The sequence below is a fragment of the Nitrospira defluvii genome (assembly GCF_905220995.1).
GTDB lineage: Bacteria > Nitrospirota > Nitrospiria > Nitrospirales > Nitrospiraceae > Nitrospira_A > Nitrospira_A defluvii_C.
The window spans coordinates 33,294-53,331 of record NZ_CAJNBJ010000016.1; the positions used below are offsets into that span (position 1 = coordinate 33,294).

The window sequence follows — 20,038 nt, forward strand, 5'->3', positions numbered from 1 at the left end:
GAGCGTTCGCCATGCACAGGAGTCAATGGTTTCTCGATCAGTATTCTGCGCCCCGCATCTCCGCGTGTGCAGTGTCGCCCTCGCGGTGGCGCTCCTCGTCAGTTTTGGCACGATTAACCAGGCTGCCGCTGCCTCGAAGACTCCCGCGCCTTCCCGTCCTGCTCCGGCAAAATCCCCGGCAGCTACCGCACAATCGGCGTTAGACCAGGCCAAACGCCTCATCGACGCGGAACAGCCTGAAGCCGCCGCCGTCATGCTCCGTCGATTCATCGAAAGCGGGCCGGCGCCGGACCTGCTTGATGATGCCTATCTTTTAATGGCTGCCGCTATGTTCGGCATGAAGGAACAGGCCGAGACGATCCGCTACGTCAATCAATTGCTCGGCGAATTTCCCAACTCCGAACTCGTGGATCGCGCCAAACTCCTCCTCGCAAAAACGCACGCGCGGGCCGGCAATCTGGATTTGGCGCTTCCCCTCCTCTCGGAAGTCCGCAGCCTATCGACCGACCCGACCGTCAAGCGGGATGCCCTACGACTCACCGGCGAATTTCAGGTGCAGAAAAAAGACTTTCTCCGGGCCATTCAAGCCTGGCTGGATGAGCTCCCGCTGGATACTGGGGATCAGGCGCAGGAAACGGACAGCCAGATTCGTGAACTGGTCAATGAGAAACTCGATATCCCGACGCTCGTGCGTGTACGGGATGCCTATCCCAAAATGTTTCCGGGGGACTTGGCCTCCATCAAGTTGATCGAACTCCACACCGCGTCCGGGGAGGATCATTTAGTGGAGCGGGATCTACGCCTCTTTCTGAGCCGCTTCCCCAACCATCCCTATGCGGCAAAAGCCGCCGATCTCCAGGCTGCGGTCCGGACCAAATTCAAATCGCACCCCTATTCTATTGCCGCGATCTTTCCCATGTCCGGCAAATTGGCGCCGTTCGGCACCGAGGTCTTGAACGGCATTCAGCTCGCGCTGGAACGCCCGAAGGATGGTGGTGACAGCCCCTCGATCGGACTGATCGTGAAGGATACCGAATCCGACCGTGCGGCCTTCCTCGATGAACTCTCCAACGTCCTCTCCGACGATCGGCCGCTCGCCGTGATCGGACCCTTGTTGTCGAAAAACCTTCCCGTGATGGCGGAGATGGCCGAACGCACGCACATCCCGCTCATCACCCCGAGCGCGACCGTCCCAAACCTTCGACGATTCGGCACCTACGTTTTCAGCACAGCACTCACGTACGGACACCAGGCCAAACGCGTGGCGGAGTATGCACTCAAAGAGCAACAGTTCAAACGCTTCGCCATCCTTTACCCTGATACTCCATACGGCCGCGACTTGGCCCGCCTGTTCGCGCAAGAAGTCCGGCAACAGGACGGTGAACTGATCGCCAGCGAGCCCTACAAAGAAGGCGACAACGATTTTCGCGCCGTGATCGGCAAGCTCAAGGCTGAAGATCTGAAGAAGTACGGTGTGGAAGTGCAAGTCGACAACGACCCGGCAAAAACCGGAATCAGGCAGGGAGGCAAGAAAGGCAAACGCCTGCTGTATTCACCAGGGTTCGATGCGGTCTTCATCCCTGGACGTTCGCTGGATGTGGGACTGCTGGCCGCTCAATTGGCGTTCTACGATATCGCGGTACCGCTTCTCGGGAGCAACGGATGGAACCAACCTGACTTTGCGCGCGTCGCCGATCGAAGCGTCGAGGGAGGTGTCTTTGCCGACGGATTTTTCGCCGAGAGCAGCAGTCCCGTCGTGCAGGAATTTGTGGAACGATATCGCAAGCGATTTCAGGCCACGCCCTCGCTGTTTGCCGCTCAAGGCTATGATGCCGCTCGATTGACCGTGGAAGCCATCCGCCGCGGCGCGACGACCGGAGAAGCGGTACGCGACTATCTGATGATGCAGCATGACCTGCCGACCCTGAGCGGCCCCAGCGGGTTCAATCCCGACGGCACCCTCAATCGCCACGTCTTTCTCATCCAAGTAAAACAGGGCAAGTTCGTCCCCCTGGACTAACGAGGCCAACAGCACAGGGCACAGTGATAGGGCGTGCTTCCTTATCGGACCAGCGCACGCACACGGGAGTAACGGTATGACGACGACTCGAAATCGGGTACTTAGCGGAATGCAGGCCAGCGGCCTGCTGCATCTCGGTAACTGGTTGGGAGCGCTGGAAAACTGGAACGCATTACAGGAGCAATACGACTGCTTTTTCTTTGTGGCGGACTGGCATGCCTTGTCGTCCAATTACGCCGATACCAGCCGGATTCGTGAATACGTGCGAGAAATGCTGATTGATTGGCTGGCAGCCGGCATCGATCCTCAACGCGCCACCGTCTTCATTCAATCGCAGGTACCGGACCACGCAGTCCTCCATCTGCTGTTTTCTATGATGATTCCCGTGTCGTGGCTGGAGCGCAATCCTACTTACAAAGAAAAGCAGGAAGAAATCAAAGAGCGCGACCTCAGCACCTATGGTTTTCTCGGCTACCCGGTCCTGCAGGCAGCCGACATTCTTCTCTACAAGCCGGATTTCGTTCCGGTCGGCAAGGACCAATTGCCGCATCTCGAACTCACCCGCGAACTCGCCCGACGGTTCAACGGCCTCTACCGGCCCGTGTTTCCCGAACCCCAAGAACACCTGACCAAGTTTCCGAAGGTGCTGGGCACCGACGGGCGCAAGATGAGCAAGAGCTACGGCAACGCCATCAACCTCTCCGATACGGAACCGGTGGTGCGTCAGAAGATCAAAACCATGATCACCGACCCGGCACGTGTGCGCCGGCACGATCCGGGTAATCCGGATGTCTGTCCGGTCTATGATTTTCACAAGATCTTTTCGCCGCTGCCGGTCATCGAACAGGTCAACCAGGATTGCCGCAAGGCGGCCATCGGATGTATCGATTGCAAGAAACTCGTTGCTGACCGTGTGGTGGAGCGCCTCGCCCCGATGTGGGACGTACGTGCGGCGTTGACGCAACAACCGGGACGTCTGGATGACATCGTCGAAGACGGGCGCCGACGCGCTACGGCCGTCTCCTCTCAGACAATGGCCGAGGTGCGCGACGCCATGAAGATCTGACCTCGCCCACCCTGCTCAGGACGGCTTCTCCCGCACCGACACACCGACGAGTCCTCCTCCCATCCTGCCTGTTCGCGAGCTACCTCGCCGCGACGGGCATCAGGCTGGAACACGTACGCGTGATGTCACGGAGGCACCCGGACGTACGACGTGAGACACGGGAGTGATGCGACACGGGCAGGAGCGCCACTAGCCCGGATTATTCATGACGGTTCGTCGCGAACTCGCCAAGCCGCGTCGTGAGACCGGCGCGCGGAGCCGTGAGGACCCGAGGCATACTCGTGCAGTACGTCGAGGGGCCGAAGGGGCGAGCCCGCCGGCCGCGGGCTTGTCGGAACAGCGGGTGGGCGAGTGCAGCAGAAGTGTTCATGAACAATGCGGGCTAGGCGGGCTTCGCCAATTTGCGCCAGACATCGGTCAATTGGCGTTGGACCGGCACCCGGATTTTCGTGATGGACAGACCAAATTCATTCGGCTGGCACCAGCGTACCGTGGCCGCGTCGATGAGAATCGGGTTGGCGCTATCTCCTGGGAAAATACACAACTCCACTTCGGCGCCAACGGTGACGGGAACCGAGCTGAGAATTCTACACCCCCCTGGAGACAGGTCAGTCAAATCCCCATCTCCGGCCAGCATCTTTCCCTTCATCGAGAAGTGGCTGCGAAACTGCACGCGCACACGCTCATGCTTACGTTGATTTTTCATCGTGAGGCGGCCTCCACGCCAGCGTGCTTTCGGCTTCTGCGTATCACCCGTACGATAGGACAGAACCGGTCAAAAGACCAGCACTGCCTGTTTCTTCACCATACGGTGCCACGGCCGGCGACCCAACTGTTCCAGACATGCGCCACAACGCGACGCGTAGCCCCAATGATCCATGCCGGTTCGTCGCGAAACCTCGCCGTCACCATGCGAGACAGACGCGAGGAACCCCTCGGGGTCAATCTGGGCTAGAGCGTCTGCGGTTTCGGTTCATGAGACGGGGTACCAGCCGACTCCAGCAAATCGCGGCCCACGAGAATCGGCGCATGAAAGTGAATGGCCAGGGCAATGGAGTCCGACGAACGGCTATCGAACACCTTCTCCTGCCCTTGAAAGGCCACGGTCAAGCTTCCGTAGAAGGTGCCGGACTTCAACGTAATGACGGTCCGGATAACCCGCCCGCCGAGTGCTTCGAGAATGGTATGCATCAAATCATGAGAGAGGGGACGGGGCAGCCGTTCACCGGTCAGCGCCGCTTGAATTGAGGCGGCCACCGTATGATCGACGAATACGGGGATGGTCTTCCCATCTGCCGAGAGCAACACCACGGGACCATGATCGGATAAACCGACCCGGACCTCGCTGATCGTCACCTGGGGAGATGTGCCCCCCTCATCGGCAAGCGCCGAGAGATCGCCCGAGGAGACGACCGGCACCAGGACACACAGTGCGCCAAGCAACCACCGCCCTGCGATCGAAATCATGGCTCCCTCCTCTCCTGGACATGGAGGCCCACTCACCGGACATCTCTGACGGGACTAGTCCGTCCGCTCTTCGACGCCTACCGGCCCTCTCTGGCTATCCTGACACATCGCTGCCTGCTGTTAGGCTCGCACAAACACATTTCTCTCTCGTTCCAAACCAATTTCAGTTTCGGCTCCATGCCCGGTAACCACAGCGGTCCGCTCATCGAGCGTATACAGTCGCTCCCGGATCGACTGTTCGATGGCCTCAAAATTGCCGCCCCACAGATCCGTCCTGCCGATGCTGCCGCGAAATAACGTGTCCCCTGCCACGAGAAGCTTCGCGGTCGGAAAATGAAAACACATGGAACCGGGCGTGTGGCCGGGAGTATGCAATGCCACCCCCTCCAGTTGTCCGATCGTCACGCGCTCCTCATCGGTAAGCCAATGATCCGGCGGCGGGGCAGGCACATAGGGCACACCAAACATGCGGCACTGTGTCTCCAGCATGTCCCATAGAGGCCGGTCATCCGGATGCAGACAGAGCGCCGCGCCGGTGGCTTGCTTCATGGCACCCGATGCCAAAAAGTGATCGAAGTGTGCGTGTGTATGCACAATGCTCACGACCGTCAAACCCAAGGCCTGGACCTCACGCAGAATACGTTCGGGCGCACCACCCGGATCGACCACCAGCGCCTGTTTGGTGATGGGATCTCCGATGATGGAACAATTACAACCCAGCGGGGGAACAGAAAATGTTTTGCGAATCATGCACGCTCCTCACAACCGGCCATCAAGATCGACGCGCCAGACCCCGAGTCATTCTCTTCCGAAAGATCCCTTCTGCTCGGGACGCGACACCCACACCACCTCCGTGTCATAGAGCTCCCAGATTTTCTGACGCCGGATGAACCAAAGGAGAAACCCCGCCCCGGTTCCATCGGGGCGCGGGTTGGCGACATACAACAACGCCTGATCTCCCCGCACGGTATACCCCACGCGTGAAAACGCCAGCCGATCGATGATGTCAGGAACACCCCGTTCCTCCTGCACCCGCTGCGCAACCGGCACCGCCGGCAGAGCCGTTTCAGCATCCGGTCCGCCCTCGCCGGAGACAAACCGGTAACGCACGCCAAATCCGAATCGCGTCTCGAGTCGGGAATGCTGTTGGGTCTTCGCGACAAAATCGCGAATGAGATCCTGCGGCAACCGATTGTCGAAGAGATCCTGTTCGGCAAACCAGGCTGCGGTGGGCAGACGCGGCTCGTCCGGCTGCAGGTGCGTCACTGTCATCCGCTCGATGACCACCAATTTCGTCCGGGATGTCAGAAATTTGTCCTCGACGGCGAGATCGTACAGCGCATAGTCTTCGACAGGTACGGACTCCGGCAACTCAGGCATGCTCGCGGCCGACACGCGTGCGTGTTGCACCAGCATCAGACTCATGAGAAGAACCCCTACAGACCAGATCGCCATGACACAGAATAGCCGCTCCGTTCGCGATGGGTCAAACCGGCGAGAATGTGAATGAAGATGGACAGGGGGGGCCAAACTCTGGTAATGGTCTGACTGTCATACCTCAAACTATGATCAAAGCCCCCCAGCGATCGCTCGCTCCTCTACTCGGCCTCGCGGTCCTCTCGTGGTGCGCCGGTTGCGCTCCGGACGAGTCTCCGTTTCGCCAGGAAAATGAAAGTCTGCGCAAGCAACTGGCCAAGCAGGAGTCACTCCTCAATTCGCTGCAGGACGGGAACAAGGTCATGCAGCAGCAGATCGATCTGCTGAACCAGGAGCTACGCGACGCCAAGAAGCAAGCCGAACATGCCCAGGTGGAGGCGAAGACGTTGCAAACGGAAGCCAAAGCACTCGGCACCAGACTCGACGCCCAACTCGCCGAATCAAAAAAACTGTCGGGCGAAATTCAGCGCACCGCCGCCAAAGCCGCCCAACTCACAGACAGTATCCGGGTGGAAGAAAAGGGCGCGCAGGTTGAGGATCTCCCTCGCCCCCTGATGGCCGTCGGTAAAGCGGCTGAAGAGGCATTGGCCCGCAATGGCTACCGGGTGAGAGTCACAGTGAAAACCGATCAACGGGCCGTCTTCGTCACGGAACGGAAGATTTCGACCCCGAGCTCGTTGGAAACCGCGGGGTCGCGCAACCAGTACGTGGTCTCCCTCCAGGCGCTGCCCTCCAATGTCACCCGCTTGAGCGTGAAAGCCGATTTTGAACGTGTGGTACAGGGTGGACGTGTGCTCGCGGTCGATGCAGAGGAGATCGCGGAAATCGAGCGTCGGCTCATTGCCGAAATCGGGAAATCCGTCGCCACCCCGCCGAGTAAATCCTAATGCCCGCGCCGGTCCGCCTAACGGGAGTCACCGTGATTCCCCGTTGTCTCAACCTGCTGCTCCTGACCTTCGCCCTGGCCTGGCTCCACCCAGACTTTTCATTTGCCGCTCGCAATTCGACGCCCCCACCCACGCAAGAACTGGCCAAACATCTGACATCGATCGCCAAGATCACGATTGCGTCGCCGACGATTCGCATTCCCGAAGGACCGTTTCTCTTGGGGAGCATGCGCGTGGATGACGATCCATACGGGATGGGGACGCAGTTCGACGATACAGAACTGCCGCAGCATCGCGTGTGGCTGGATGCCTATGAGATCGACCGAGACGAAGTCAGCCTCAGCGAATATCTCATTTATCTCCAGAGCCGGAAACTGCACCCTTCAAAAGAACTCCAGCACCTGATCTGGCACGTCATCACCGTGCACTCCGTCAGCGATGAGACCCTGGCCCAGTGGCCGGCGCTGTATGTGACATGGAAAGAGGCGGACGGGCTCTGCCGCTCTCAGGGGAAGCGCCTGCCGACCGAAGCCGAATGGGAAAAGGCCGCGCGTGGCCCAGACGGCAATCGGTTTCCGTGGGGAGACACGCTCCCCGACAGTTCACTGGCTATGTTCGGACAACATCATGTGCACGAGATTCCGATTCTCGCGCCGGTGAGCAGCGGAGAGGCGGGAAAAAGCTACTATGGCGTCCATCACATGGCAGGGAACGTCGCCGAGTGGGTCAACGACTGGTTCGGGTTCGATTACTATGCCTACATGCCGAAACGGAACCCCCCTGGTCCGACCAGCGGACGCTACAAGAGTCTCCGCGGCGGATCGTGGAAAAGCCGCCCCATCATGCTCCGAACAGCCACCCGCAGCGGCGCGCCAGCCGATCAACGTTCAGCCACTGTCGGCTTCCGCTGCGCCAAATCGGCCACTGCCGCCTCCGCGCCATAATCAGCCAGGCCGCCGGCACTCGTCCTCGGTAAGCACAACTCGGCAACCGCCAGGCACTCCAACCCAAACGGCAGATACCCTGCATACCCGAGCAGCGGCATGTGGAACAGCGTGACGCCTTGCACGAAGGGCACCGCATATTCCCAATGGGCCAGACTGTAGAAGTTCCACATCTCCCAGAACCATCCACAAATCAGCGCCGCAAGCGCAACGACCCAGAGCGTTCGCCAATCCCCATGCGCAGTGTCGCTGAAAATCGTCGCCTCCTGACGAATCATCCGTAACGCGACAATCAGCAGAAGCGGTGCCACCCATACCAGGGGGAAGAGATACTCGGGCCACAGACCGATCCCAACCAGCCCACCAGCCGCGAGACAGAGCAGCACCCAGCCCCACATCTTTCGATGCAGGAATCGGATCCGCACAAATCGGTCCAGCCCCGCCGAGCAGCGAGGATACGACCTCAGCCATTCGGCCGTGCCGAGCACAGCGGGCAGCACCGTCGAAAAGGACACGGTCGCCCGCAACAGATACGCTCCGGCGCTGAGCTCGCCTGCACCGAGGTAGTACCAGTTCTGAACGAATCGATTCAGGTATTCGAAACACCACCAGAAGCCGGCGCTGAGCGGAAACAGCAGGAAGAAATATCGAGGACGATTCAGCAACATGCATCGGCCCACGCGGCGGAACGTCAATGCGTTCACCAGCACAATATAGCCGCACCAGAGTGGGAAGAAGGTGTGGGCTTGAAACGGTTGCATCCACTCGAACCTGGTCCAAGCCATCCCCCACAGCACCAGTGTCCAGATGGCCGCTCCCCACCCCCACCAGGGAAAGACCGTGACGGCGGCTGGCCGCTCGCGAGACGTCGTGTGCAGGACACGCAGCGCAAACGGGGCGAGGAGACCGGTAATGAGCAGCAGCAATCCGATGGATACCGGCCAGGAGAACGGCGCGTGCACGACAGACCGCGTGGTCGGCGGCCATTCAAGATACGGCGCAACAGACTTGCCCGCCCACCATACACCCAGCAGCGGCAGAACCAGGCCAAGCGTCAGCACACACGAGAGGATGGCCAGCCGAATACTCATCAGCCCCCTATCCCTTCCGTACGGAGTGTGACGCATCTGTCCGCCATGATGACACCAGGAATCCTATCATTGCTGTATACATCTGACACAACCGTCATGGCCGCGAAGAATTGATCCTTCGTTTGTGAACAGGGCTGTGATAGGTTCGACAGGAGAGGAGTGACAGGCCATCATGCGTCGACCACTGGGAGCGGCTTTCATCATCCTCACCCTGTCTGCCGCAAGCCTGCTGCTGGCCCCGACGAGGTCGACCAGTCAAGGCGGAGGCGGACAGGTCACCGTGACGCCCACCTCCGAGAAAGTCATCGCCTGGTCGGCGGCAGGTGGCGGCGTCGAGGAGTCTTTGCAACCAGGAGAATCCATCGTGACCTCCGGCTCCCGCGGGCACACGGGGTTCGTCCACACGTCACATCGCTTGCTGGGATTTTCTGGCGGACTGAGGCAATGGCGGGACGTGCGCTTAGGAGTCGAAGAACGCGTGGGACGCTACCAGCTTCAACCGTTTCTGATCGTGGCTCACACCAATCAACAGGTGCTTGGATTTCAAGAAACACGCGGCCACTGGACGAGCATGGCGCTCGGTCCAAACGAAACGGTGTCTCAACTACGCGGCCTCGGACACGTGGCGGTCGCGATCACCAACGAACGCGCCCTGGGATTTTCCACTTACACCGGAGGGTTTTTTGACATTGCCTGGACACCGCAGGAACGTGTGTTGTCCATCGACGGGGGACAGAACGCCATGGTGGTCCGCACATCAACACGCACGGTCATCTTTAAATCCCAATCCAACGGCTGGACTGAGGTCCGATAACCATGACCTGTCACCCTGAACGCAGCGTTACATCCGGCCTTCGTCCAGTTCAATGGCATCAACCCACGTCGAGGCAGGCGGAAGGGATGCTACCGGCACACCGCGCTTCGTTGCCACCTCCTGCAAGCGGCCCTGGTAACGCTGCCGAGTGGCATCGTCCTTCGGACCGCTTGCCAGCAGGCCTTGCGACCATTGCGCGATGTCCTGATCGGACAGGGCACGACTATTCGTCTTGACCCAGGCCAACAGCTCATCATCGCTTCCGCCGGCCAACACACGCTGCTCGAAGGCCTTCGGGGCGATCTGCAGGAAATCCAGGAGGTACTTGTCGAACCCGACGGTGAGGTAATTGTAGTCTTGAATCTGTCCCGCATGACGGAGCTTGATCTTGTCGATCAATCGCGCCAGGTGGGCAATGCCGCCGAGAAGTACTTTCGGGCTGCGTGGATAGGTCATCATCTCAACGTTCTCCGAATATCGATTGTGGGTGTGGGGCGAGGCACAGGGTGTCGCCGTGTCGCTGACGGACACGGCGACTGACAATTGACCTGATTGAACGAGAGACCGTGGGAGCAAACGCCGCCTGCCACGCCCATCGAGGGACATCGTGGTGGTTAGTGAGCTTTCTTTTCGGTGGCGTCCGCCGCGTCACCCTTTTCAACCTTGAGCACCGTAACATCGAACGTCAACGTTTTTCCGGCCAACGGATGATTCAGGTCGATCAGGACCTTCTTATCATTGACCTCTAGGACCTTCACCAGCCGGTTGTCCGACGCCTGCAAAATGTCCCCGACTTTTACATCCTTAGGCAATTTGTCCTTGTCGACACTTTGCTTCAGTTTATTGTTATAGGCCCCGTAGGCGTCTTGCGCCGAGACGTCGATGCGCCGTTTCTGCCCTGCCTTCATCCCTTCGAGCGCTTTTTCGAGGCCGGGAACGATTTCATGCGCCCCCTGCACGAACGTAATCGGCTCCTGGCCGACATTGGAATCAGCCACGCTCTTGTCAGGAAGTGTCAGGATATACTCCAGCGACACTTTCATCCCGTCGGCGATGACGAGATCGTTTTGTGCAAAGGCCGCCTCGCCGAACGCCGAAGAGCCGGCGATCAGCACGCCCATCAACAAATTCCGTATCCCTTTCATCTACGCCCCCCTCTTCGATCAGGCAGGACCGGCAGGGCACACATGCCCTGCACTGCCATGCGGTTCCTCAACTGTTGCCGTGGCGCGGTGCGGTCGGTCGGTTGGAACGCCAGCCCCGACGGCCCTGCCCGCCTCGAGAATCCTGCGGCAGTGCATTGGGACGATCCCCGGCACGGCGCGGCCGACCATCACGTCCCCTGCCATCACGCCTTACTTGATGATGCGCCTCCGGCTCGTGGGCTGGAGGAGGTAAGGCGGCCAGGGTGGGCAAAGCCAAGCGCTTTGTTTGGATGCGCAAGCGTCGCACCATAGCCAAATATTCATGCTCTTCCTGCGGCGAGAGAATCAAGAGGGTCGCCCCGGACCGTTCAGCTCGACCCGTCCGTCCGGTACGATGCACGTAGGACGTGGGATTGCCCGGCAATTCGTAATGAATGACCTGGGAGACGGTCGGGACATCCAATCCACGGGCCGCGACATCGGTTGCCACTAATGACCGCAACCGTCCGGAGCGGAAGGCCGTGAGGGTCCGCTCGCGCTGTGCCTGCGAGTGATTTCCCGTAATCGCGCCGACGGAAGCCGGCTCGCCGCCAAGACGGGCGGCCAGCCGTTTCACCTTGTACTTCTGATCACAAAACACCATCGATTGATCACCGGCTTCGGATGATTGCAGCAACGTATAAATCAGCTGCACCCGCGAGGCCTCGCTCGGCACGACGTAATAGGCATGGGTGATCTTGGTCGGACTGTTCACGCCGGGATCCACTGCCGTCCGGACAGGGTTCTTCAGCATCGATTCTGCAAGCGAGAGTATCTCCGGCGAAAAGGTCGCCGAAAACAACATGGTCTGTCGCTGCGCGGGCAGCAGTTGGAGAATGCGTTGAATGTCGCGCAAGAACCCGCGATCCAGCATCTGATCGGCTTCGTCCATCACGACATACTCGATGCCACGCAGATCCAAATGCCGCGTCCCGGCCACATCCAGCAGGCGCCCCGGCGTGCCGATCACGATCAAGGGCGGCTGGCGGAGGGCGCGGTAATGCCTTTCAATTGGAACACCGCCATAGACGGCCAACGAGGTCACCGACGGCGGCGCATATTTGCGGAGTTCCATCTCAATCTGAAGGGCCAGCTCACGGGTGGGCGCCAGCACCAATGCCCGCGGCAATCGCGACGACCCGGCCTGCGCGGACGCATGGCCCGCTGGCCTCCAATTTTCTTTCACAGCCCGTTCAATCAACGGGATGAGGAACGCCAGTGTTTTTCCGCTCCCCGTCTTGGCCTGGGCCAGTAGATCACGCCCCTCCAACGCCAGCGGAATAGCGGCACCTTGAATGGGAGTGGGCGCGGTAAACCCGGCCTGCTGTAAACGGTCAGCAAGAAACGACGTAAGAGACAATTCGGCAAACGACACCATGTAACACAACTCCTAAATCTCTATCTTGGGATAACAGGGGCAGACAACCTGGATGGCCCTGCAGACCAAAGAGAGGACAATACGGTGAGGAAAACGCAGGGGCCGCCGTGCCGGCGGCCCCTGAATAGGTATATACCAACGATCGCAGTTTAGTGCCGGCCCCCGCCCATGCCACGTCCGCCGCCACCGGAGCGCGGCTCCTGCGGACGGGCTTCGTTGACCGTCAAGGTGCGGCCACCGAACTGCGTCCCGTTCAATGCGTTGATTGCCGCTTGTGCCTCAGAATCTCCAGACATTTCGACGAAGCCGAACCCCCGTGACTGCCCCGTAAACTTGTCCGTAATGATGCGCGCCGACGTCACCGCCCCGTGCACCGCGAACAGGTCACTCAGCTGTTGCTCGGTGGTTGAATATGGCAAGCCGCCAACGTAGATCTTCGAACCCATGGGGTTCCTCCTTTGAGAATAAAATGGTGTTGTCTGGGACTCGAGAAAGAAACGAGGAAGGAATGGGCCGAAGATGCAAACACAGCGGCAATCTTAGCTCTGGCTTCCGAAATTCCCGGGAAGAACCCAAAACAACATCGAATCGAGCCCTGTAATTCTTTGAATACTTCATCGCCAAGGCTCTTCGCAATGAAGCACCTTCACTGTACGCCACAGAAATGGGAAAGGCAAGCGTGAAATTACGCGGCGCCTGATCCGCGCAGCCCGCGCCCCCACTCCTGCTGAAACTCAGTAGGCCGCTGGAGCCGAGAGGGGACGGCTTGAGTACAACGGGGATGCGTTAAAATTGTCGAATCGGGCGGACGCCTGTCCCAGCACCAGCACTCCCACCTGCCCCACTCCAAGTGCCTGATCTTCAACAGATAAGGCCAGGCTTCCGTCAAAAAATGTTTCCACGAAGTCCTTACTGATGATCGTATTGCGCTGCACCCGAAGGGTATGCCAGTCGACCGGCTTGGATTTGATCGGAGCCCGGCCAATGACCGATTCCTTCCCCTCGATCACACGTACGACTTGAATCATTTTTTGCGAGATATCCACGATCGTCGCGTAATAATTCTGCGGGTCCTTCATGCCGAACACGACGCCGACCTGGCCCGATCCGCCGTCCGTCGGTTGTTGAATGCGCACGACCAGTTCCGGATATTCATACTGAAACCCCTGCGCAACCAGGATGGCGCGACAACTCTCGCAGCCTGACGTCCCAACCAGCATATTGGGCGATGAGGGAACAGCTGCCTGAGCCTCAACTTTCCAGCCGCCATGTTGTTGATCGCCAGAGGCCACGGCGATGAACCCACTGGGCACCGAACCGACCTGATCCTTATCGAATGTCCAATGGTTGAACAGCTGAGGATTCGCCTGTTGGCGCAAATGCTCAGCCTTTTCCGTCGAGGTTTCTTTCGGCACGGCCCAGGCCGTACCGGCCGCGCCCGTCGACCACCCGGCGAGCAAGACCAGGCCGAAATAACCGACATATCTCAACACCTGTCTCGTCGAGAACCACCGACCGCTGAATGCCCTATTGCTCTGCCTCATCGGCTCTTCTGTTGTATGGTGCACAGGAGTACCCTTCCGTCAGGTGGAGCTCACGATTTGTGCTGGGCCGACTTGACCTGAAGAATGTCCTGCTGATATCGATCACGTTCAGCCAGAATTTTCTTCCGTCGCCACCCTCGCAGCGTCCACCACTTTATTGAATCCATGAATGTGACCACGGGGGGAGGAACACTCCCGGCAGGCCCGTGTTGAAATTCATAGCCCTGATGCGTGTCCTGATTCTCCCGAAACCGCGCATACTGATGGTCGTACAGCCCCTTGCCCTGCTCTGCCATTGTCCCTACCTCTGCCCTATCAGTCGAGCCGCTCACGAGGTTGTTTGCTCAACCTGAGTCGGATGCCATCATTAAAAAGCACGCCCCGGGACCGATAGTACCTTGAGCCCTTTGCTCTGTGCAACGGGCACTTTCGCTTGTGCTATAGTGCCTCAATCATCCTTCCTCTAGGGCCCCATTTAGGAAGACGCATGGACCTTCAACAACAGCCGCCTCGACGATGGAACGCCGAGGTGGCAGGGATGATCTGGTTGCCGCGCCTCATCGACAAGGTGCGCGCCTTCCAGGCCGACACCCTGGGCGCCTATGCCTACCCCTCTGCGTTAGACCAGTCCTTCATGCGGCACCTCCGGCTCACGCCCGCCCTTATCGAGTCGATTGTTCGTGTCACAGACTCAGATGAAGTAATCGGTGCGACTCTTCGTCAGCGCATTCCGCTCAGCGATGAGGAAATTCGGACGCGCTGCGCTGCATTTCAGGAAAAATATCGGTGGGCATTCGCCGTCCTGGATCGTGATGATGGCTATGTCCGCGGCCTCGGCTATCCACTTCCACAATTCCTCCAACGACCACTCTGGCGCTGGTATCAACGCTGGTCAGCCCAGAAAGCCAACGCCACTTCTGTCTGATGCGAGTCGATCTCACACCTGTAGCCAGGCAGACCGCCGCCCTCGCTCCATCAGAGCAACTCTCCAATTTTGTCCTCGGACTGATGACCGGCCTCTTGTTCGCACTTGCCGCCCTGCCGGCTTTCGCCGAGAACCTGCCGGAATCCCCCACCCCTCTCTCCCACGCCTTGAATCTGATTTCCAGTGACCGCATGCTGGAGGATATCCGGACGCTGAGCGGCCCGGCCTACAGCGGGCGCCAGACCGGCACTCCCGACGATCTGGCTTCTGCCCAGTTCGTCCGACAACGATTGCTCGACCTGCACCAACAACGGCCTTCTCCCCCTGAATCTCCCACCAAAGCCAGCGATAATCCCGATCACACTCGCCTGCAATCCACCGCCGTACGCAGCACGATCATCGAGCCAGGCGCCACGTTGCAGATAACATTCGCGCAAGATGCTCCGCCTGACCAAATCGGCACCGACTATCTCCCCGTCCTCGATTCGCCGTCGGCGGACCTGCAGGCGACGGTGGTGTTTGTCGGGTACGGGATCTCCGACCAGGCTGGTGGATGGGATGAATATGCCGGCATCGACGTCCGGGGAAAGATCGTTCTCTTTCTGCGCGGCAAGCCAGAGCGCTACCCCCGCCACATTTCGCATGCGGACAAGGTCCACACGGCTCACGCGCATGGCGCGCTCGGCTACCTCACCGCCACCGGCCCGATACTGAACGCCTATGAGACGCGCCGTGGCGTCACCGGGCGACCAAGCGCCTTTTATGGGCTGGCCGATGCCCGCCGCACGATCCCAGGCGCATGGATCAGCACCGCACGCGCGATGGCCCTACTCGGCACCGAGCGATCGGTTGACGACGATCGCCTGCGCAGGCTGCAGGAGACATTGAATGAGGGCATCACCCCCCAATCGACGGTGACGGATACGACCGTGACGATGCGTTGGCACAGCACAGAGCAGGACAGCCTGCTCTACAACGTGATCTCCATCCTGCCGGGGAACGGGCCGGCACAGCCAGAAGAAGCGATCGTCATCGGCGCCCATCGCGATCATTTTGGAAAACAAGGCGGGCTACTGTTCGCCGGAGCCGACGACAACGCGTCCGGCACTGCGGTGCTTCTGGAGGTGGGACGTGTACTCGACACGATACCGGCGAAACTCAAACGGGCGATTGTGTTGATCTCCTTCAGCGGGGAAGAACAGGGGCTGCTGGGATCGAAGTTCTATGTCGGCCAACCAGTCGTGCCGCTACGTTCCACTATCGCGATGGTGAACATCGACCACGCAGCCGTGGGAAACGGACGATTGACGATCGGGCTCACTGGCATTGAGAAGCCTGCCGCGCAACAGGCCGGGCAACGGGTGGGACTGGCAGACCGACTCGATCTCTTCGGATTCTTTCCAGGTGGCGATCACGTTCCATTCAAGGAGGCCGGTGTGCCGACAATCACCGTGGTCAGCGGCGGAATCCACACACACTTCCATCAGCCCACCGACACGGCGGATACCGTGAATGCGGAGATCCTCACTGCAGTCGCCCGATATGTCCTCAGCCTGGTATGGCACCTCGCAGAAGCCCCATAAGCGATCAGCCACGTGCTCCTGGAGGCGAGTCGCTATTTCACGGACACCACTTCGACTTGTCCGACACGGCGATTGACGGTAATGCCGACATCCAGGTCATGGCGGCGCAGGAGAAGATCCACCGACGCGCTTCCGACTTTCAGATTCTTGATCTGCATTTTGTCGATGAATTCAGGCAGGATGGGATAGTTGAACACAATCTTGTGCTCCGAGGCGATGATCGACAAGCCCAGGCAGGCCTGCAGCACCATAAACGCCGACCCGGCCGCCCAAGCCTGAGGGTTACAGGCCACCGGGTACCGCGTGAGGCCCTGGCCTGGCCTGCGGACAAATCCACAGAAGAGTTCCGGCAACCGGTGAAAGTCGAGGACTAGACTGACCTCGAACATTCCGGTCATGATTTTTTCCACGCCCGACTTGAGCCCGTAACGCGCGAGCCCGACGGCGATCATCGCGTTATCATGGGGCCAGATTGATCCGTTATGGTAGGACATGGGATTGTACCGTCGTTCCGAATCGGCCAACGTCCTGACGCCCCACCCGCTGAATAATTCATCCGACATCAGCGTCTCGGCCACACGTCGCGCATGCTCCTCGGTGGCGATGCCCGTATACAGACAATGGCCCGCATTCGACGTTTTCACCTGGCAGGGCCGCTTCCGTCCGTCCAGCGCCAGGGCGTAGGTGGAGGATTCCTCACACCAGAACGCGTCGTCGAACCGCTCCTTCAGTGATCGCGCCTGCCTCCTGAGCTGGCTGGCACGATCGACATACCCCAACGCCTCTGCGAGCTTCGAAGCCTGCACCTTCGCGTCATACACGTACCCTTGCACCTCACACAAAGCGATCGGCCCCTCGGCCAATGATCCATCCGCATGCGAAATCGAATCGTGCGAGTCCTTCCATCCCTGATTGTCCAACCCGGTGGGAGACTTCCGTACATACTCCACGAATCCGTCGCGGTCAGGATCGCCGAACGTATCCATCCAGGTCAGCGCCGCTTCGAGGTTCGGCCAGATGGATTGAATGAAGGCCAAATCCGCCGTACGCTCGTAATAGGCGCCGGCCAACATCACAAACAGTGGGGTCGAATCGACGCTCCCGTAATAGAGCCCGAACGGAATTTCATGGAGGGCCGCCATCTCCCCTTTGCGGGTTTCGTGCAGGATCTTTCCCGGCTCGGCATCTTGCGCCGGATTCACTTCCTTGGCTTGCGTCGACGCCAAGTAGGCCAGCACCCCTCGCGACAACTCAGGCCTGATCCATAAACACTCCAGCGCCGTGATGACGCCGTCCCGCCCGAACGGCGTGCTGAACCAGGGCACACCGGCGTAGGGATAGGGCCCTTCATTCGTGTCCGTCACCATCATCCGGACATCCAATACCGAACGATTCCACCACTCATTGAACTGGGCATTCGACGTCTGGATGGAACAATCCTCGGACGGCTCTGCCCCGAAAGCCAACCCGGCTTCGGCCATCGCGGCGTCATAGGACAAGAGCGGCCGATGGCAGTCCGCGACATCGCACGCCATCATCACGGCCACGGCGATTTCTCCCTTCGGCTCCAGTTCAATCCCGAAGGTCGCCTGTGAGGCCGAGATCTCCAACGGCTCCGGAGAAAACTGAATCCGCGCCTCCCGCGTCACCTCATCGAGGCCTTCATACCGCAAGACCAGCAAATCCTTCCGCAACACATTCGGCAGCATCCGCCCCTTCCGTTCGCGCTTCTTGCCTCGAACCTCGAAGATATCCGCGAAGTCGGCCTCAAAGCGGATCGACAAGGTCATTTTCACCGGTGCGAGGCTATAGTTCGACAACCGAAATCGCTCGTAGCTCACGCCGTTCCAGAGAAAGCGGGAGCGAAACACGTGGACACTGCCGCGCGGGATGGCGATCCGGCCGTCCCGATACAGGTCCGGATTGGTGAGATCCACGGCCAGGAGCGCGTTATCTTCTTTGACCGTTGAACTCAACAGCATCGGCCGATCATTATTCAGAAACACTTCCTGACGCGAAAGAAACCGGGTGCCCTGGTGAAAGACACCCTGAGTGCCTCGGCCCACCGGCTGAATGTCGCCATACCGGTCGAACACGCCGAATGTTTCCCCATGCTTGAGCACACGGGTGCGATCATCCGCCATCGATGAACTGGCCAGGATATAGAACTGATCATTGACACTGATAATTTCTTCCACGTCGTCCTCCCGTCATCCCGCAATCACCGACGCGACACACCACAGTCGCCCTTGCAACATCTGGCATCACCTTCCGCGACGAAGTCCGTTGAGTGTTCTCCTGGGTCGCCTGGAGAAAAGCGGCGCCGCACGATCTTTACACGGATGCACTCGAATGGCTGGTCGGCTGCGTGACCATCACCACCGCCGGAGTCTCCCCTTCCGCAGGGACTGTCGTTTCAGCCCAATTGGTCTGTACCCAACGCCCCACTCGTATCGACACCATCGCGGAAAGAAACAATCCGACGCCTATTCCGAACACACTGGGTCGCTCGCCGAACTCTTGCGTCACCCACCCGAAGATCGTCATCCCCGCAATGGCCGAGGTCATCGCCCCAAGATTGTAAATCGCCAACACCCGCCCCAATAGGGAAGCTGGAGCAATCTCCTGCAGGACCCCCCAGGCTACCGGCGTGAGCGTCCCGGCCCCCATTCCGATGATCACCATCAATGCCGCCGCCGCCAATCGATTCGAGGTCACGACCAATCCGAGCAATGCCAGGCCGCTGACGAAACTGGACATCCCCATCAGTTGAATACGTTTGGGCAATGACCAGGCCGACAGAGACACCAGGCCCAGTGACACCAGGAGCAGGCCGACGCCGAATGCCGACCACAGATAGCCGACCTCGATCGGTCCAAGGTCCAGCAATTTTTTCCCGAACACCGGGAAGAGGGTGCTAAAGGCACTGGTGGAAAAGGTATACATCGACGCAGCCCCGATCAACATCAGGATCACTCGCTGCCGGCGAAGCACGTAATGAAAGCCGTCCAGCACCTCCTGAAACGTTCCGGACAACGAGCCATCACTCGCCGGCTGCGTCACCGTCTGAGGAAACCGGATGAACAAGAAACACGCCGCCGAGATCACATAACTCACCGCATTGACGCACAGCACCTCCTGCGAACTCATGGTCGCGATCCCCACCCCGCTCAGCGCCGGTCCGAGGATGATGCCGATACTGGTCGTCGTCTGGAGCAAGGCGTTGGCCGCGGTGAATTCATGGCGCGGCACCAATGAGGGAATCGCGGCCGTCAAAGCCGGGCCAAAGACCGCCGACGCGACTGCATGGACAAACACCATGAGATACAGCCGCTCGATACTGAAGGAATCCACCGGCAAGAGACAGGGCAACACGCCCAGCACGATCGCACGGATCAGATCGCTGCTGACCAGCAGAAGTTTCTTGGGAACACGGTCGACGATCACACCGATGAACGGACCGAACAAGATGGGCGGCAGGGTCTGCAGCAGCCCGATCATCGTCGTCTTGAGGGGAGAACCGGTGATGGAGTAGACAAACCAGAGCAGCGCGAGTTTCGACACCCCATCGCCGATCTGCGAGACCATCTGGCCCCACCAGACCAGCGTGAAGTCGCGCGTCAGCAAGTGCGGCGACCACTTCACGTTCGGGCGTCCTGGCCCTGTTCCGCTTGCGCGCGGTGTGGCTATGGCGTCAG

Annotated in this window: 20 protein-coding genes; 7 read left to right on the forward strand and 13 right to left on the reverse strand. The window is 59.6% G+C overall.

The window, feature by feature from the left end; all coding sequences use genetic code 11:
- The first annotated feature begins 25 nt into the window (after positions 1–25).
- Positions 26–2,020: a penicillin-binding protein activator gene (locus KJA79_RS11825; RefSeq protein ID WP_213042253.1), complete on the forward strand. Its 1,995-nt coding sequence runs from the start codon at positions 26–28 to the stop codon at positions 2,018–2,020.
- Positions 2,021–2,096: 76 nt separating this feature from the next.
- Complete coding sequence (trpS, locus tag KJA79_RS11830; protein ID WP_213042254.1) at positions 2,097–3,086, forward strand: tryptophan--tRNA ligase; 990 nt, start codon at positions 2,097–2,099, stop codon at positions 3,084–3,086.
- Positions 3,087–3,468: 382 nt separating this feature from the next.
- Here trpS and KJA79_RS11835 read toward each other — a convergent pair whose 3' ends face one another.
- The 4 genes from KJA79_RS11835 to KJA79_RS11850 form a co-directional block, all read right to left on the reverse strand.
- Positions 3,469–3,792 carry a PilZ domain-containing protein gene (locus KJA79_RS11835; protein WP_213042255.1) on the reverse strand — a complete coding sequence of 108 codons (324 nt, stop codon included), beginning with the start codon at positions 3,790–3,792 and terminating at the stop codon, positions 3,469–3,471.
- Positions 3,793–4,037: 245 nt separating this feature from the next.
- Positions 4,038–4,553, reverse strand: a complete 516-nt coding sequence (locus KJA79_RS11840) for a bifunctional nuclease family protein (RefSeq protein WP_213042256.1) — start codon at positions 4,551–4,553, stop codon at positions 4,038–4,040.
- A 120-nt stretch (positions 4,554–4,673) separates the two neighbouring features.
- Complete coding sequence (locus KJA79_RS11845) at positions 4,674–5,303, reverse strand: MBL fold metallo-hydrolase (RefSeq protein ID WP_213042257.1); 630 nt, start codon at positions 5,301–5,303, stop codon at positions 4,674–4,676.
- Positions 5,304–5,351: 48 nt separating this feature from the next.
- A complete protein-coding gene (locus tag KJA79_RS11850; protein ID WP_213042258.1) occupies positions 5,352–5,978 on the reverse strand; it encodes a hypothetical protein in 627 nt (208 codons plus the stop codon).
- A 140-nt stretch (positions 5,979–6,118) separates the two neighbouring features.
- On the opposite strand from KJA79_RS11850, the gene KJA79_RS11855 reads away from it, so the two are divergent.
- Both KJA79_RS11855 and KJA79_RS11860 read left to right on the forward strand, forming a co-directional pair.
- Positions 6,119–6,877, forward strand: a complete 759-nt coding sequence (locus KJA79_RS11855; RefSeq protein WP_213042259.1) for a hypothetical protein — start codon at positions 6,119–6,121, stop codon at positions 6,875–6,877.
- Positions 6,878–6,909: 32 nt separating this feature from the next.
- Positions 6,910–7,821, forward strand: coding sequence for a formylglycine-generating enzyme family protein (locus KJA79_RS11860; RefSeq protein ID WP_213042260.1), 912 nt, complete (start codon positions 6,910–6,912; stop codon positions 7,819–7,821).
- Here KJA79_RS11860 and KJA79_RS11865 read toward each other — a convergent pair.
- Positions 7,758–8,912 carry a hypothetical protein gene (locus KJA79_RS11865; RefSeq protein ID WP_213042261.1) on the reverse strand — a complete coding sequence of 385 codons (1,155 nt, stop codon included), beginning with the start codon at positions 8,910–8,912 and terminating at the stop codon, positions 7,758–7,760. The two genes, KJA79_RS11860 and KJA79_RS11865, sit on opposite strands and share 64 nt — an antisense overlap.
- 172 nt (positions 8,913–9,084) lie before the next feature.
- Here KJA79_RS11865 and KJA79_RS11870 point away from each other — a divergent pair, with 172 nt between their 5' ends.
- Complete coding sequence (locus KJA79_RS11870) at positions 9,085–9,726, forward strand: hypothetical protein (protein WP_213042262.1); 642 nt, start codon at positions 9,085–9,087, stop codon at positions 9,724–9,726.
- A gap of 27 nt (positions 9,727–9,753) precedes the next feature.
- Here the strand turns inward: KJA79_RS11870 and KJA79_RS11875 are convergent, their stop codons facing one another.
- From KJA79_RS11875 to KJA79_RS11900, 6 genes are all read right to left on the reverse strand, one after another.
- A complete protein-coding gene (locus KJA79_RS11875; RefSeq protein ID WP_213042263.1) occupies positions 9,754–10,185 on the reverse strand; it encodes a DUF5069 domain-containing protein in 432 nt (143 codons plus the stop codon).
- A gap of 155 nt (positions 10,186–10,340) precedes the next feature.
- Entirely contained in the window at positions 10,341–10,871 is a 531-nt protein-coding gene (locus KJA79_RS11880) for an FKBP-type peptidyl-prolyl cis-trans isomerase (protein WP_213042264.1), read from the reverse strand.
- 67 nt (positions 10,872–10,938) lie between these two features.
- The gene (locus KJA79_RS11885) at positions 10,939–12,288 is read right to left on the reverse strand and encodes a DEAD/DEAH box helicase (protein WP_213042265.1); all 1,350 of its coding nucleotides are present in this window, start codon (positions 12,286–12,288) and stop codon (positions 10,939–10,941) included.
- Between the two features lie 149 nt (positions 12,289–12,437).
- Positions 12,438–12,734: an RNA-binding regulator gene (locus tag KJA79_RS11890; RefSeq protein WP_213042266.1), complete on the reverse strand. Its 297-nt coding sequence runs from the start codon at positions 12,732–12,734 to the stop codon at positions 12,438–12,440.
- 288 nt (positions 12,735–13,022) lie between these two features.
- The gene (locus tag KJA79_RS11895) at positions 13,023–13,832 is read right to left on the reverse strand and encodes a hypothetical protein (protein WP_213042267.1); all 810 of its coding nucleotides are present in this window, start codon (positions 13,830–13,832) and stop codon (positions 13,023–13,025) included.
- A gap of 50 nt (positions 13,833–13,882) precedes the next feature.
- Positions 13,883–14,128 carry a hypothetical protein gene (locus KJA79_RS11900; protein ID WP_213042268.1) on the reverse strand — a complete coding sequence of 82 codons (246 nt, stop codon included), beginning with the start codon at positions 14,126–14,128 and terminating at the stop codon, positions 13,883–13,885.
- Positions 14,129–14,319: 191 nt separating this feature from the next.
- Here KJA79_RS11900 and KJA79_RS11905 point away from each other — a divergent pair, with 191 nt between their 5' ends.
- Both KJA79_RS11905 and KJA79_RS11910 read left to right on the forward strand, forming a co-directional pair.
- Positions 14,320–14,757 carry a DUF5069 domain-containing protein gene (locus tag KJA79_RS11905; RefSeq protein ID WP_213042269.1) on the forward strand — a complete coding sequence of 146 codons (438 nt, stop codon included), beginning with the start codon at positions 14,320–14,322 and terminating at the stop codon, positions 14,755–14,757.
- The gene (locus KJA79_RS11910) at positions 14,757–16,340 is read left to right on the forward strand and encodes a M28 family peptidase (RefSeq protein WP_213042270.1); all 1,584 of its coding nucleotides are present in this window, start codon (positions 14,757–14,759) and stop codon (positions 16,338–16,340) included. Before KJA79_RS11905 ends, KJA79_RS11910 begins: the two co-directional genes overlap by 1 nt.
- Positions 16,341–16,372: 32 nt before the next feature.
- Here the strand turns inward: KJA79_RS11910 and KJA79_RS11915 are convergent, their stop codons facing one another.
- Both KJA79_RS11915 and KJA79_RS11920 read right to left on the reverse strand, forming a co-directional pair.
- Positions 16,373–18,538 (reverse strand): amylo-alpha-1,6-glucosidase, encoded by a 2,166-nt coding sequence (locus KJA79_RS11915; protein ID WP_213042271.1) that lies wholly within the window; start codon positions 18,536–18,538, stop codon positions 16,373–16,375.
- A gap of 136 nt (positions 18,539–18,674) precedes the next feature.
- Positions 18,675–19,985 (reverse strand): MFS transporter, encoded by a 1,311-nt coding sequence (locus KJA79_RS11920; RefSeq protein ID WP_246507614.1) that lies wholly within the window; start codon positions 19,983–19,985, stop codon positions 18,675–18,677.
- Between the last annotated feature and the right edge of the window lie 53 nt (positions 19,986–20,038).